Source organism: Streptomyces sp. LS-MS-L19, assembly GCF_058382285.1.
Map to the genome: position 1 here is coordinate 1,930,878 of NZ_JBYCLL010000001.1, position 14,374 is coordinate 1,945,251.

General features: G+C 69.8%; 9 protein-coding genes. 4 read left to right on the plus strand and 5 right to left on the minus strand.

The window, feature by feature from the left end; genetic code table 11:
* Positions 1-32 precede the first annotated feature (32 nt).
* Positions 33-1,628: a site-2 protease family protein gene (locus AC2XR2_RS08455; protein WP_491514690.1), complete on the minus strand. Its 1,596-nt coding sequence runs from the start codon at positions 1,626-1,628 to the stop codon at positions 33-35.
* Positions 1,629-2,403: 775 nt separating this feature from the next.
* Between AC2XR2_RS08455 and AC2XR2_RS08460 the strand changes: the two genes are divergently transcribed.
* Together AC2XR2_RS08460 and AC2XR2_RS08465 are read left to right on the plus strand one after the other, a co-directional pair.
* Positions 2,404-3,285, plus strand: a complete 882-nt coding sequence (locus AC2XR2_RS08460) for a RecB family exonuclease (protein WP_491514691.1) — start codon at positions 2,404-2,406, stop codon at positions 3,283-3,285.
* 14 nt (positions 3,286-3,299) lie between these two features.
* Positions 3,300-3,971: a response regulator gene (locus AC2XR2_RS08465; RefSeq protein ID WP_020141342.1), complete on the plus strand. Its 672-nt coding sequence runs from the start codon at positions 3,300-3,302 to the stop codon at positions 3,969-3,971.
* A 125-nt stretch (positions 3,972-4,096) separates the two neighbouring features.
* Here the strand turns inward: AC2XR2_RS08465 and AC2XR2_RS08470 are convergent, their stop codons facing one another.
* The 4 genes from AC2XR2_RS08470 to metH all read right to left on the minus strand — a co-directional run bounded on the left by AC2XR2_RS08470 (position 4,097) and on the right by metH (position 12,156).
* Positions 4,097-5,677, minus strand: coding sequence for an ABC transporter substrate-binding protein (locus AC2XR2_RS08470; protein WP_491514692.1), 1,581 nt, complete (start codon positions 5,675-5,677; stop codon positions 4,097-4,099).
* 79 nt (positions 5,678-5,756) lie between these two features.
* Positions 5,757-7,361, minus strand: coding sequence for an ABC transporter substrate-binding protein (locus AC2XR2_RS08475; protein ID WP_449350110.1), 1,605 nt, complete (start codon positions 7,359-7,361; stop codon positions 5,757-5,759).
* Between the two features lie 434 nt (positions 7,362-7,795).
* Complete coding sequence (locus tag AC2XR2_RS08480; RefSeq protein WP_330268033.1) at positions 7,796-8,494, minus strand: HAD family hydrolase; 699 nt, start codon at positions 8,492-8,494, stop codon at positions 7,796-7,798.
* A gap of 140 nt (positions 8,495-8,634) precedes the next feature.
* Positions 8,635-12,156: a methionine synthase gene (gene metH / locus AC2XR2_RS08485; protein ID WP_449350109.1), complete on the minus strand. Its 3,522-nt coding sequence runs from the start codon at positions 12,154-12,156 to the stop codon at positions 8,635-8,637.
* Between the two features lie 305 nt (positions 12,157-12,461).
* On the opposite strand from metH, the gene AC2XR2_RS08490 reads away from it, so the two are divergent.
* Complete coding sequence (locus AC2XR2_RS08490; RefSeq protein ID WP_330268031.1) at positions 12,462-13,226, plus strand: IclR family transcriptional regulator; 765 nt, start codon at positions 12,462-12,464, stop codon at positions 13,224-13,226.
* 345 nt (positions 13,227-13,571) lie between these two features.
* Positions 13,572-14,372, plus strand: coding sequence for an MIP/aquaporin family protein (locus AC2XR2_RS08495; protein ID WP_330268030.1), 801 nt, complete (start codon positions 13,572-13,574; stop codon positions 14,370-14,372).
* Positions 14,373-14,374 lie beyond the last annotated feature (2 nt).

The window sequence follows — 14,374 nt, forward strand, 5'->3', positions numbered from 1 at the left end:
AGCCTACCGGTCCCGGGAGGGGCCGCCGACCACTAGGACGGTCTGGCCATGGCCTTCACGAAGGCCCGCTCGACATCGGCGGCGGACAGGACGCCGTAGATCTCGCCGGTCTCCTCGACGACGAGGTACTCGGTCGCCGGGGTCGCGCGCAGGGCGTCGAGGAGGTCCTCCCCCGCGAGTTCCGCGGAGACGCGCATGCCGTCGGTGAGGTCCTGGGCGAGGCCGCTGACGGCGACCCAGGGGCGGCGGTGTTCCGGTACGCCGACGATGGCGGCCTCGCGGACGAGGGAGAGCGGGGTGCCCTCGGCGTCGACGACGACCAGGGCGCGGGCGCCGGCGTCGTTGGCGCGGCGCAGGGCCTCGGAGAGGGGGGTGTCGGTCTCGACGGGGACCGCGCGGCGGGTGAGGGTGCGGGCGCGCAGTTCGGGGAGGTGTTCGCGCAGGCGGGCCATGCGCAGGCTGTTGCCGGCGCCGGTCCAGATGATCGCGGCGAGGATCGCGGCGAGCAGGGCGTCCATCACGGTGTCCATGCCGACGTTGTCCTCGGCGGAGGAACCGAGGGCTCCGGACTGGGTGAGCAGCGGGAGGCCGATGAGGACGCAGACGGCGAGGGCGCGGCCGACCCAGGCGGCGGCGATGGTGCCGCTCATGGGCTTGCCGGTGATCTTCCAGACGACGGCGCGGAGCATGCGGCCGCCGTCGAGGGGGAGGCCGGGCAGGAGGTTGAAGGCGGCCACGATGAGGTTGGAGACCATCAGGCCGGCGAGCAGGACGCCGGGGACCGTGCCGGGTTCGACGGGCTGCATGGCGAGGTAGAAGACGCCGGCGAGGACCAGGGAGAGCAGCGGGCCGACGAACGCCAGCACGAACTCGCGGCCGGGGGTCTCGGCTTCCTTCTCGATCTCGGAGACGCCGCCGAAGAACTGGAGCTGGATGCGGCGGACGGGGAGTTTGAAGCGGAGGGCGGCGACGGTGTGGGCGAGTTCGTGGACCAGGACCGAGGCGTAGAAGGCGACCGCGAAGAAGAGGGAGACCAGGTAGCGGGCGGCGCCGAGTTCCGGCAGCACGCGTTCCAGCTGGCCGCCGAACACCCAGGTGATGAGCGCGGCGACCAGGAACCAGCTGGGGGCGACGTAGACGGGCACGCCGAAGGGGCGGCCCATGAGAAGGCCGCCGCGGGGCTGGGGGGACTGGGGTGGGGGGTTCTTGGGGGTGGGGCCGGAGTGGGCGAGGGTGCGGTGGTGGTCGGCCGGGGGCTGGAGCTGTCCGGCGTCGGTGTGGGGATGGCCGGGGCCGGGTTGCCGTGTCGCGTCGGTGTGTTCGGCGGTGTCCGGGGTGGGGGCTTCGGCCGGGTGTTCGGTAGCCCCTGCTTCGGTTGCATCGCTCGCGTCGACGGGTGCGGAAGTGTCGGAGCTGTCGGCGTTCTCGGACGCCGGGGTGTCCGTGGCCGGCTGTGGTGCGGCGTCGGCGTCGGTGGCTTCGACGGTCGGGTCGGCGGTCGGCCGGGTCCCGTTGTCGTGGGGGTCGGGGGGCGTGGGGTCGGTGGTCGGGGCCGGGGGCCCTGCGTGGGGCTTGGCCGACCCGTCCGTGCCGGATCGCGGCTGCCCGCTCCCGCCGCTCTCGTCCACGATGTCCCCTCGTTCGAAGCGTCTTCCGCGTCTGCCGTGCGGAAGGGTCTCGGGTCGATGGTATGCGGCGGTCGCGACGCGTTCCGCCCCGGCACCCCCTGTGTTTCCTCAGGCGTCGCAGCCGTCACGGTCGCGGCTGGGTCACTGTCAGTGGCGGGCCGTATGGTCTGTGGTCATGGAGACGAGCACGGAGGGCCCGGCCGAAACGGCAACCGAAGCCCCGGTCGAGCCCGCGGGCCCGGGGGCCGCGCAGGCAACGCCACAGCCCGAGACCCCCACGGCCACCCGGGGTACGACCGAGCAACCCCTCACGCCCCGCCCCGACGCGATAGGGGGACCTGACTCGCCCGACGCGGGCGCGGCGGAACCGGGCACAACAGCTCCCGCGGCCGTCGAAGCCCCCCTCACGACCGGGCCCGACACGACCGCGGAACCGGGCACACCTGCACCAGAAGTGGTCGCGGCACCCTCCGCTGCGGAACCCAGAGCGGTTGGAGAACCCACCGCAGCCACCCCCGAGACAGCCGGGGAGCAGTTCGCGGCCCTCCCCGAGACGATCGACGGCCCCGCCGCAGCCCCAGCGGGGGTGGGCGGGCAACACGCGGCCGGCCCCGAGACCCTGGAGGAGTCCCCCGCAGCCGAACTCGGCACGATCGAGGAACCCGCCGCAGCCACCCCCCTCACAGTCCCGGAACCCGCCGCAACCGCCCCCGGCACGGTTGAGGAACCACCTCCGCCCGGCCCCGCGCAAGCGGGAGGCGCTGTCGTCGTAGATGTGAGCCTCGCCCCGGGGGGCCGGGGTTCTGGCGGTGGAGCCGTCGCGCCTGCCTCGCTCTCGCCCTCGCGGGCCGGGGACTTCATGCAGTGTCCCCTGCTGTATCGGTTCCGGGTGATCGATCGGCTGCCGGAGAAGCCGAGTGAGGCGGCGACGCGGGGGACCCTCGTGCACTCCGTGCTGGAGCGGCTCTTCGACGTGCCGGCCGGTGAGCGGACCGCGCCCGCGGCCAAGTCGCTGATCCCGGGGCAGTGGGACCGGCTGAGGGAGAGCCGCCCGGAAGTGGTCGAGCTGTTCGCCGACGATCCGGACGGCGAGCGGCTGGCGCGCTGGCTGGGTGAGGCGGAGCGGCTCGTGGAGCGGTGGTTCACGCTGGAGGACCCGACGCGCCTGGAACCCGCCGAGCGCGAGCTGTTCGTCGAGACGCGGCTGGAGTCGGGGCTGACGCTGCGCGGCATCATCGACCGGGTCGACGTGGCGCCGACCGGTGAGGTGCGGATCGTCGACTACAAGACGGGCAAGGCGCCCCGGCCGGAGTACGCCGAGGGCCCGCTGTTCCAGATGAAGTTCTACGCCCTGGTGGTGTGGCGGCTGAAGAACGTGATCCCGCGCCGGCTCCAGCTGGTCTATCTCGGCAGCGGTGACGTCCTGACCTACGACCCCGTCCTCGCCGACCTGGAGCGGGTGGAGCGCAAGCTGCTGGCGCTGTGGGAGGCGATCCGGCTGGCCACGGAGACGGGCGACTGGCGGCCCCGCCCGACCAAGCTGTGCGGCTGGTGCGACCACCAGGAGCACTGCCCGGAGTTCGGCGGCACTCCCCCGCCCTACCCACTGCCGGTGAAGTCCGCGACCGGCGAGCAGGGCAGAATGGGGCCGGGCTAGCGAAGGAGATTTACGTGGCCATCCGCGTCCTACTGGTCGACGACCAGCCGCTGCTGCGAACCGGCTTCCGGATGATCCTGGAGGCCGAGCAGGACATCGCGGTCGTGGGCGAGGCCGGAGACGGTCTTCAGGCTCTCGACCAGGTGCGGGCGCTCCAGCCCGACGTGGTCCTGATGGACATCCGTATGCCGCGGATGGACGGTGTGGAGGCGACCCGGCAGATCACCGGGCCCGGACGGGACGGTCCGGCGAAGGTGCTGGTGCTGACCACGTTCGACCTCGACGAGTACGTGGTGGAGGCGTTGCGGGCGGGGGCCAGCGGGTTCCTGCTGAAGGACGCTCCGGCCAACGAGCTCGTGCAGGCGATCCGGGTGGTGGCCGCGGGTGAGGCGATGCTGGCGCCGAGCATCACGCGCCGGCTGCTCGACAAGTACGCCACGCATCTGCCGTCCGGTGACGAGCCGGTGCCGGACACCCTGCACACGCTCACCGACCGTGAGGTCGAGGTGCTGAAGCTGGTGGCGCGCGGGCTGTCCAACGCGGAGATCGCCGCGGACCTGTTCGTCAGCGAGACCACCGTGAAGACGCATGTGGGGCACGTTTTGACGAAACTGGGGCTGCGGGACCGGGTGCAGGCCGCGGTGTACGCGTACGAGAGCGGACTGGTCCGCCCCGGCGCGCAGTAGCGCGGCAGGCGTACGACGCGTCCGGCGAAGGCGCCTCCAGGCGTACGGCGAAGAGGGCGCCCCCTTCCTGACAGGGGGCGCCCTCTTCCTGTGCGGTGGCCCGCTCAGCGCGTCGCGGTGTCCGCTCAGCCCTTGCTGAGCTCCCAGAAGCGGAAGACGGTCGAGGCGTCGAGGCAGTACTCCAGGCCGTAGACGTCGTCGCGGACGACGGCGTACTGCTTGGCCTGCCAGACCGGCAGGACGGGGACGTCCTTGGCGACGATGTCCTGGAGGGTGCCGAAGTGGTCGTCCGTGGCGGAGCGGTCCGGCTGGGCGGCCGTCTCGGGGATCAGCGAGCCGGTGATCTTGCTGTTGCTGTAGTTGTTGTCCAGCACGTTGCCCTTGCCGAAGAAGGGGGCCGTGAAGTTGTCGGCGTCCGGGTAGTCGGGCACCCAGCCCTTGACGTAGACGCCGTACTTTCCGGCCGCGATGTCCTTCTCGTACTGGTCGAAGGCCACGGACTTCACGTCGGCGTCGAACAGCCCGCTGGCGTTGAGCTGCTTCGCGATCGTCTTGAGTTCCTGGTCGGTGGCCGGGCCGTAGCGGGACGGGGTCGACCACAGGGTCAGCTTGACCTTGCCGGTGATGTTGTCGTCGGCGAGCGCCGTGGCGGCCTTGGCCCGGGAGGGCTGGGCGCCGTAGGTGTCGAAGAAGGCCGTGTTGTGGCCCGCGATACCGGCCGGGATGATCGAGTAGAGCGCGGTGGCGGTGCCCTGGTAGACGTCGTGGATGAGCGCCTCGCGGTCGAGCAGGTAGGCGATCGCCTTGCGGACGCCGATCCGGCCCGTGACCGGGTCGTTCATGTTGAAGACGAGGTGCTGGACCTCGGCGCTGGTGCCCTCGACGACCTCGACTCCGGAGTCGGGTGAGGCGTTCTCGATGTCGGTGATGTCGCCGGCGGTCAGACCGCGGTAGGCGAGGTCGATCTTGTTGTCGGTCAGGGCGGTCTTCAGGGCGCCCTGGTCGCCGTGGAAGAACTTGAGCGTGACCCCGGAGTTATGGGTCTCGGCGGTGCCCTTGTAGTTCTCGTTGACGGAGAAGACGGCCTGGTCGTCGTCGAACGAGTCGAGCTTGTACGGGCCGGAGCCGACCGCCTTGCCGTCCTTGCGGAGGCCGTCGGCGTCGTACTCGGCGTGGTCGACGATCGAGCCGGCGCCGGACGCGATCTTGCTGGGGAAGGTGGCGTCCGGGGTGTTGAGCTTGAAGACGACGGTCTTGACGTCCGGGGTCTCGACCTTGTCGAGCATCGGGAACATGATCGCCGGGCCGGCGTCGTCGTTGATCTTCAGCGTGCGGTCGAAGGAGAACTTGACGTCCTCCGACGTGAGCGCGTCACCGTTGCTGAACGTGAGGCCGTCCTTGAGGGTGCACTCGTACACCTTGGTCTGGGTGTCGGTGAACTCGCACTTCTCGGCGGCGTCCGGCTCCGGTTCGGTGCCGCCCTTGGGGAAGCTGAGCAGCGACTGGAAGACGTTGTTGAACAACAGCCACGAGCCGGGGTCGTAGCCGGAGGCCGGGTCGGTGGCGAGGACGTCGTCGGACATCCCCATGACCACGGAGGAGCCTCCGGAACCGGAGTCACCCGAGTCCGTGCCGCAGCCGGTCAGCAGGCCGGAGGCCAGCCCTGCCACGAGGGGCAGGACAGGCCACTGGATGCGCTTGTTCACGTGCGAGTGCCTTGTCGTCGATTCTTTTGGAATCCCGGGCCGGTCCGCCGCGGCCCGGGGCGAAGGGTGCGTCGGCCGGTCAGCCGCTCACGCCCTTGCCGAGTTCCCACAGCTGCAGCGTCGACGAGGAGTTGAGCACGTAGGCGGTGCCCGTGACGTCGTCGCGTGCGGCGACGTACTGGTTGCCCTGCCACAGCGGCAGCACGGGGACGTCGTCGGCGACGATGTCCTGGATCTCGGTGAGGCTTCCGGCTGCGGCGATGCGGTCGGCTTCGCGGCGGGAGTCCGGAATCAGGGTGTTGCGGATCTCGCTGTTGTCGTACGGCGAGCCGAGGAAGTTGTCCTTGTCGAGGAAGGGCGCGAGGTAGTTGTCGGCGTCGGGGAAGTCCGGGAACCAGCCCATGCCGTAGACGTCGTACTTGCCCTTCTGCTCGGCCGGGCGGAAGGTGTCCCAGGGAGTGCCCTGGATGCTGACGTCGAAGAGCCCGCTGTCGTTGAGCTGCTTCTGCAGGTCCTCGAACTCCTCCTTGGTGGCCGGCCCGTAGTGGTCGGTCGTGTAGTGGAGGGTCAGCTTCACCGGGGTGGTGATGTTGGCCTGGCTCAGCAGCGACTTGGCCTTGGTGACGCTCGGGTCGCCGTACTTGTTGAAGAACGCGTTGGAGTGGCCGGTGATGGAGGCCGGGACCAGCGAGAAGAGCGGCTCGGCCTGGGTGCCGTAGACCTTGGAGACGAGTTCGCTGCGGTTGATCAGCTGGGCCATCGCCTGGCGTACCGCCCTGGACTTCACCGAGGGCGCCTTGGTGTTGAAGGCGAGGTAGCGGATCTCCAGGCCGGCCATCTCGACGAGGTCGATGTCGCCGCCGGACGTGTTCGAGAGCTTCTGGATCTGCGTGGGCGACATGGTGCGGGTCATCAGGTCGATGTCGCCCTTGCTGAGGGCGCTGCCCATGGCGTCGGCGTCGCTGAAGGAGCGCAGTTCGACCTTGTCGTTGTTCACCGTCAACGCCCCCTTGTAGTTGGGGTTCTTGGTGAACACGGCGTCGACGAGCTCGTCGTTCTTGACGTCGGCCTTCATGGTGTAGGGGCCGGAGCCGTCGACGTCGAAGCCGTCGCGGAGCTTGCGCTTCTCGTAGTCGTCGGGGTTGACGATGCCGGCGACCGGGGTCGACAGCTTGTACGGGAAGGTGGCGTCGGCGGTCTTGAGGTGGAAGATGACCTCGCGGTCGCCCTTGGTCTCGACGGTGTCGATGGTGGACAGCAGGGCGAAGACGCCGGAGTCGGCCTTGAGGGCACGGGCGCGGTCGATGGAGTACTTCACGTCGGCCGCCGTGATGGCGTCGCCGTTGGCGAACTTCAGGCCGTCGCGCAGGGTGCAGACGTAGCGTTCGTTGCCGCTGTCGCTGAAACCGCAGGACTGGGCGGCCTCGGGGACGGGGTCGCCGTCGCCCTTGGGCTGGATCATCAGGGTCTGCACGGTCTGGCGCAGGACGTTCCAGGTGCCGACGTCGTAGGCGTAGGCGGGGTCGAGCGGCGCCGGAGCGTCCTTGGTGGCGGTGAACCGGTCGGTGGTGCCGACGACGATCGCATCGCTCGAGCCACTGCCGCTGTCGGTCCCGCCGCAGGCGGCGAGTACCGGCGCGAGCAGACCGATGACGGCCGGCAGCACCAAAGTCTTGCGGTTCATGCTCGAGTTTCTCCAGAGCTCTTGGGTCCGTGTACCCGGCATGCATGGGTGGTGCGGCGGATCACGGGGGTGGGGCGATGTTCTCAGCAGGAGATTAGTCCGCACCTGAAGGAGGGTTCGCGGGCACCGGAGTTGAAGTGCCATCACACAGCGGAACCGGGTGCGGACGCACCGAAAACCCGACGGGGGAAGGATTAGTGCAGGATTCCATCAATCGGGACACATGGGCACGGCCGGAACCCCGGAAGCGGGGCGTCCGGCACAGCCGCGCCCGGCTGTCGAGCCTCCGTCGAGTGGGGAACCTCACACCCGTAACGGGGCGGCAGCCGACCGGAATTCGGCCATCCGGCGCGCTTCGAATTCCTGCGACGGGGATCTGGGGAATTACCGCGCTATCCGCGTTGCACGCTGGGTGAACACCGGAGGCATTTCCGTCATCGAAGGTTGATCAAGCCGCGCAGAAAAGTCAGGTCGATCTCTTCGAGGGAGCCGACGACGGTCCGTCCGGGGGCGGGCGGGATGGGGGCGACGGAGGGCACGGCCACGACCTGGCAGCCGGCGGCCTCGGCGGCGGCGACTCCGGTCGCGGTGTCCTCGACGACCGCGCATCTGGCCGGATCCGCGCTGAGTCCGGCGGCGGCGAACAGATAGGGGTCGGGGTGCGGCTTGGTGCGCGGCACCTCGTCCCCGGCGACCGTGAGGGCGAAGTGCTGGGGGCCGAGGGAGGTGAGGACGCGGTCGATGATGCGCCGGTGCGAGGCGGAGACCAGGGCCGTGGGGATCCGGTGCGCGGAGAGTTCGCCGAGCAGCCGCATGGCACCGGGCATCAGGGGCAGGGCGCGGTCGATGCGGTCCTCGAAGCCCTGGTTGAGCAGGACGGTGAGCTCGGGGAGGGTGATGTCGGCGCCGGTGGCCTCGATGAGGAAGCCGGCGCTGCGGGTCATGGGGCCGCCGACCACGACGTGCCGCCAGGAGTCGTCGAGGGTGTGCCCGAGGCTCGCGAAGACCTCGACCTCGACGTCCCACCAGAAGCCCTCGGTGTCCACCAGGGTGCCGTCCATGTCGAGGAGGACGGCCTGGAGGGCGGAGCCGTCTGCCGTACGGGTCAATGGTGCGGGGACCGTGCTGGTCATCCACGTACCTCCTTGGGGGACGAGCAGGCCGGTTCCCACGAAGGGAACCGGCCTGCGGTGGACCGACCAGTGTACGACTTATCCGATCAGCGTGCTCGGCGAGCGCTCGGTGGAGCCGACCGGCGACTCGGTGAGCGGCTTCAGCGGGCGTTGAAGTACTTCGCCTCCGGGTGGTGGATGACGATGGCGTCGGTGGACTGCTCGGGGTGGAGCTGGAACTCCTCGCTGAGGTGGACGCCGATGCGCTCGGGCTGGAGCAGGTCGGCGATCTTGGCCCGGTCCTCCAGGTTGGGGCAGGCGCCGTAGCCGAGGGAGAAGCGGGCGCCCCGGTACTTCAGGGCGAACATGTCCTCGATCTCGTTCGGGTCCTCGCCGGAGAAGCCGAGCTCCGAGCGCACGCGCGCGTGCCAGTACTCGGCGAGCGCCTCGGCCAACTGGACGGACAGGCCGTGCAGTTCGAGGTAGTCGCGGTAGGCGTTGGCCTCGAAGAGCTTGGCGGTCCGCTCCCCGATGCGCGAGCCGACGGTGACGACCTGGAGGCCGACCACGTCGGTCTCCCCCGACTCCTCGGGGCGGAAGAAGTCGGCGAGGCAGAGCCGGCGGCCGCGGCGCTGGCGCGGGAAGGTGAAGCGGGTGCGCTCGTTGCCCTCCTCGTCCAGGATGATCAGGTCGTCGTCCTTGGACACGCACGGGAAGTAGCCGTAGACGACGGCGGCTTCGAGGAGGTTCTCGGTCTGGAGCTGGTCGAGGAGGCCGCGCAGCCGGGGCCGGCCATCGGTCTCGACGAGCTCCTCGTACGTCGGTCCCTCGCCGGTGCGGGCCTGCTTGAGCCCCCACTGGCCCTTGAACAGGGCGCCCTCGTCGAGCCAGGAGGCGTACTCCTTGAGCTGGATGCCCTTGATGACGCGGGTGTCCCAGAACGGCGGGGTGGGCACCGGGTTGTCGGTGGCCACGTCGGAGCGGACGTGCCCCTCCTCGGGCCGCTCCTCCTCCACGGTCACGGCGCCGGCGCGCACCCGGCGCTGCTTGAGTTCGGGCAGCTTGGCGCCGGGCACGCCGCGCTTGACGCCGATGAGGGCGTCCATGAGGCGCAGTCCCTCGAACGCGTCGCGGGCGTAGCGGACTTCGCCCTCGTAGATCTCGTGCAGGTCCTGTTCGACGTACGCCCTTGTCAGGGCGGCTCCGCCGAGGATGACCGGGAAGTCGGCGGCGAGGCCGCGCTGGTTGAGCTCCTCCAGGTTCTCCTTCATGATCACCGTGGACTTGACCAGCAGGCCGGACATGCCGATGACGTCGGCGCGGTGCTCGGCGGCGGCGTCCAGGATCGCGGAGACCGGCTGCTTGATGCCGAGGTTGACGACGTTGTAGCCGTTGTTGGACAGGATGATGTCGACGAGGTTCTTGCCGATGTCGTGGACGTCGCCGCGGACGGTGGCCAGCACGATGGTGCCCTTGCCGGCCTCGTCGCCCTCGACCTTCTCCATGTGCGGTTCGAGGTAGGCGACCGCGGTCTTCATGACCTCGGCGGACTGGAGGACGAAGGGCAGCTGCATCTGGCCGGAGCCGAAGAGCTCGCCGACGACCTTCATGCCGTCCAGGAGGGTGTCGTTGACGATGTCGAGGGCGGGGCGGTCCTGGAGGGCCGCGTCCAGGTCGGCCTCCAGGCCGTTCTTCTCGCCGTCGATGATGCGGCGCTTGAGGCGCTCCTCCAGCGGGAGCGCGGCCAGCTCCTCGGCCTTGCCCGCCTTCAGCGACTTGGCGGTGGCGCCCTCGAACAGGGCCATCAGCTTCTGGAGGGGGTCGTAGCCCTCGCCGCGGCGGTCGTAGATGAGGTCGAGGGCCGTCTGCACCTCTTCCTCGCTGAAGCGGGCGATGGGGAGGATCTTCGACGCGTGGACGATCGCCGAGTCCAGGCCCGCCTTGACGCACTCGTCGAGGAAGACCGAGTTGAGCAGGATGCGGGCGGCCGGGTTGAGGCCGAAGGAGATGTTCGACAGGCCCAGCGTGGTCTGGACGTCCGGGTGGCGGCGCTTGAGTTCGCGGATCGCCTCGATGGTGGCGATGCCGTCCTTGCGGGACTCCTCCTGACCGGTGCAGATGGTGAAGGTCAGGGTGTCGATGAGGATGTCCGACTCGTGGATGCCCCAGTTGGTCGTCAGGTCCTCGATCAGCCGCTCGGCGATGGCGACCTTGGTCTCCGGGGTACGGGCCTGGCCCTCCTCGTCGATGGTCAGCGCGATCAGGGCGGCGCCGTGCTCCCGGGCGAGCTTGGTGACCTTCGCGAAGCGGGACTCGGGGCCGTCGCCGTCCTCGTAGTTGACGGAGTTGATGACCGCGCGGCCACCGAGCTTCTCGAGGCCGGCCTGGATGACGGGGACCTCGGTGGAGTCCAGCACGATCGGCAGGGTGGAGGCGGTGGCGAAGCGGCCGGCCAGCTCCTTCATGTCGGCGACGCCGTCCCGGCCGACGTAGTCCACGCAGAGGTCCAGCATGTGGGCGCCCTCGCGGATCTGCTCGCGCGCCATCTCCACACAGTCGTCCCAGCGGGCCTCCAGCATGGCCTCGCGGAACTTCTTCGAGCCGTTGGCGTTGGTGCGCTCGCCGATCGCCAGGTAGGAGGTGTCCTGACGGAAGGGGACGGTCTGGTAGAGGGAGGCGGCGCCGGGCTCGGGGCGGGGGTCGCGCTCGGTCGGGGTGACGTCGCGGACCCGCTCGACCAGCTGGCGCAGGTGCTCGGGGGTGGTGCCACAGCAGCCGCCGACCAGGGACAGGCCGTAGTCGCGGACGAAGGTCTCGTGGGCGTCCGCCAGCTCCGGCGGGGTGAGGGGGTAGGTGGCGCCGTTCTTGCCGAGCACCGGCAGGCCCGCGTTCGGCATGCACGACAGCGGGATGCGGGAGTGCCGCGCCAGGTAGCGCAGGTGCTCGCTCATCTCGGCCGGGCCGGTGGCGCAGTTCATGCCGATCATGTCGATGCCGAGCGGCTCCAGCGCGGTGAGCGCGGCGCCGATCTCGGAGCCCAGCAGCATGGTGCCGGTGGTCTCGACGGTCACGGAGACGACGATCGGCAGGTCCAGGCCGGAGAGCTGACGGGCGCGCTGGGCACCGATGACGGCGGCCTTGGTCTGGAGCAGGTCCTGGGTGGTCTCCACGATCAGGGCGTCGGCGCCGCCCGCGATCAGCCCCTCGGCGTTCTTCTGGAACGCGTCACGGATCGTGGTGTAGTCGATGTGGCCGAGCGTGGGCAGCTTGGTGCCGGGGCCGATGGAGCCCAGCACCCAGCGCTGGCGGCCGTCCCTGGCACCGTAGGCGTCGGCGGTCTCGCGGGCGATACGGGCGCCCGCCTCGGACAGCTCGTACACCCGCTCGGGGATGTCGTACTCGGCCAGTGCCGCGTGGTTCGCACCGAAGGTGTTGGTCTCGACGCAGTCCACGCCCGCGTCGAAGTACTCCTCGTGGACCGAACGGACGATGTCCGGGCGCGTGAGGTTCAAGATCTCGTTGCAGCCCTCGAGGTTCTCGAAGTCCTCGAGTGTGGGGTCCTGGGCCTGCAGCATGGTGCCCATCGCTCCGTCGGCGACCACCACTCTGGTGGCGAGCGCCTCGCGGAGCGCGGACACACGGGTCCGGCTGTCGGCGGAAGGGGTCAGTGGCGACGAGGCCATGAAGGGGCTCCCTCAGTTGCGACGGCTGTCGGCTTCAGGCGCCCGCGAGTCGTCCCACGCCGGGCGCACCACGCCAGGGTAGCCGGGTCCCGGCGAGGATGGTCGGCACGTCCATGGGACGGACGGGGGTGGCGGGCAGGTCACCGGCGGGATACCAGTGACGCAACAGATGCCGACCGACCATTAGCGGGAGGTCGGCATCGACCGGTAGTGTTCGACATTGCCGAACGGCGGCAGTACAGCCGTAACAATGGCAGCGACGCCGTCAACAGTCGGCTGTCGAAGGGGACGGAGGCAGAACGGCGATGGCACGGAACATCCAGTCGCTCGAACGGGCGGCCGCGATGCTGCGGCTCCTCGCGGGCGGCGAGCGGAGACTCGGCCTGTCGGACATCGCCTCGTCCCTGGACCTGGCCAAGGGCACCGCGCACGGCATCCTGCGCACCCTCCAGGCGGAGGGGTTCGTGGAGCAGGACGAGGCCTCGGGGCGGTACCAGCTGGGCGCCGAGCTGCTGCGCCTGGGCACCACCTATCTCGACGTCCACGAGCTGCGCGCGCGTGCGCTGGTGTGGACCGACGACCTGGCCCGCTCCAGCGGCGAGAGCGTGCATCTGGGCGTGCTGCACCAGCAGGGCGTGCTGATCGTGCACCACGTCTTCCGGCCCGACGACAGCCGGCAGGTGCTGGAGATCGGGGCGATGCAGCCGCTGCACTGCACGGCGCTGGGCAAGGTGCTGTCGGCGTACGACCCGGTGGCGCACAGCGAGGCACTGGAGAGCGACCGCAAGCCGTTCACCGACCGGACCGTGTGTGAGCTGGAGGAGTTCGAGCAGATCCTCGACATCACGCGCGCGCGTGGGTACGCGGCGGACGTCGAGGAGACCTGGGAGGGCGTGGCGTCCATCGCCGCGCCCATCCACGACCGGCGGCGCATGCCGGTCGGCGCGGTGGGCATCACCGGGGCCGTGGAGCGGCTGTGCCGGGACGGTGAGCTGCGTCCGGAGCTGATCGCGGCCGTACGGGACTGCGCCCGCGCGGTGTCGCGGGACCTGGGGGCGGGGCGGTTCTGAGCCCTGCGTGAGAAGCGGTCCTGAGGACCGCAAGAAGGGCCGGTTCGTCGGGCGACGTACCGGCCCTCAGTCGTAACCTGACACAACGGCACAAAACACCAGAACAAGATCGTTGGCACACAGGTATCAATAACGATCGTGTTTTCGACTACAGAACCCTTGACGTGCGTGTAACCCCGGAGCAAGACTCCCGTCCATCGGTCGGCATTGTCGAACACCTACCGGCAATACGCGCTAGAGTGTGACAACGCCAAGGGCCGGCATCGCTCTCACCCCCGAGGGCAGCTCGAACCTCCGGAGGGACCCGGGGTTCGGTCCCCTGGACGAAGGACAAAGGAGTCGCGGGTGTCCAGCTCCGACATCTTCATCGGCGAGACCATCGGTACCGCCATACTCATCCTGCTCGGCGGAGGCGTCTGCGCCGCCGTGACGCTGAAGGCCTCCAAGGCGCGCAACGCCGGCTGGCTCGCCATCACCTTCGGGTGGGGTTTCGCCGTTCTGACGGCCGTCTACACCTCGGCGCCGCTCTCGGGCGCCCACCTCAACCCGGCCGTGACCCTGGCGCTCGCGCTCAAGAAGGACGGCATCTCCTGGAGTGACGTCCCGATCTACTGGGGCGGGCAGCTGCTCGGCGCCATGATCGGTGCGGCACTGGTCTGGATCGCCTACTACGGCCAGTTCCACGCGCACCTCACCGACAAGGAGATCGTCGGCGCTCCGGGCGCGCAGGCCACCACGGCCAAGGCCGTCGAGGCGCAGGAGAAGGGCGCGGGCCCGGTCCTGGGCATCTTCTCCACCGGCCCCGAGGTCCGCGTCGCCTGGCAGAACGTCGCCACCGAGGTCATCGGCACCATCGTGCTGGTGCTCGCCGTCCTCACCCAGGGCCTCAACGGCGACGGCAAGGGCCTGGGCACCCTCGGCGCCCTCATCACCGCACTGGTCGTCGTCTCCATCGGTCTGTCCCTCGGTGGCCCGACCGGTTACGCGATCAACCCGGCCCGTGACCTCGGTCCGCGCATCGTGCACGCCCTCCTGCCCCTGCCCAACAAGGGTGGCTCCGACTGGGGCTACGCCTGGGTTCCGATCGTCGGTCCGCTGATCGGCGGTGCGATCGCCGCAGGCATCTACAACGTCGCTTTTGCTTAAAG

Coding starts and splice junctions, on each gene's coding strand:
- AC2XR2_RS08475 (WP_449350110.1), bottom strand. CDS start 7,361: ATGAACCGCAAGACTTTGGTGCTGCCGGCCGTCATCGGTCTGCTCGCG.
- AC2XR2_RS08480 (WP_330268033.1), bottom strand. CDS start 8,494: ATGACCAGCACGGTCCCCGCACCATTGACCCGTACGGCAGACGGCTCC.
- metH (WP_449350109.1), bottom strand. CDS start 12,156: ATGGCCTCGTCGCCACTGACCCCTTCCGCCGACAGCCGGACCCGTGTG.
- AC2XR2_RS08490 (WP_330268031.1), top strand. CDS start 12,462: ATGGCACGGAACATCCAGTCGCTCGAACGGGCGGCCGCGATGCTGCGG.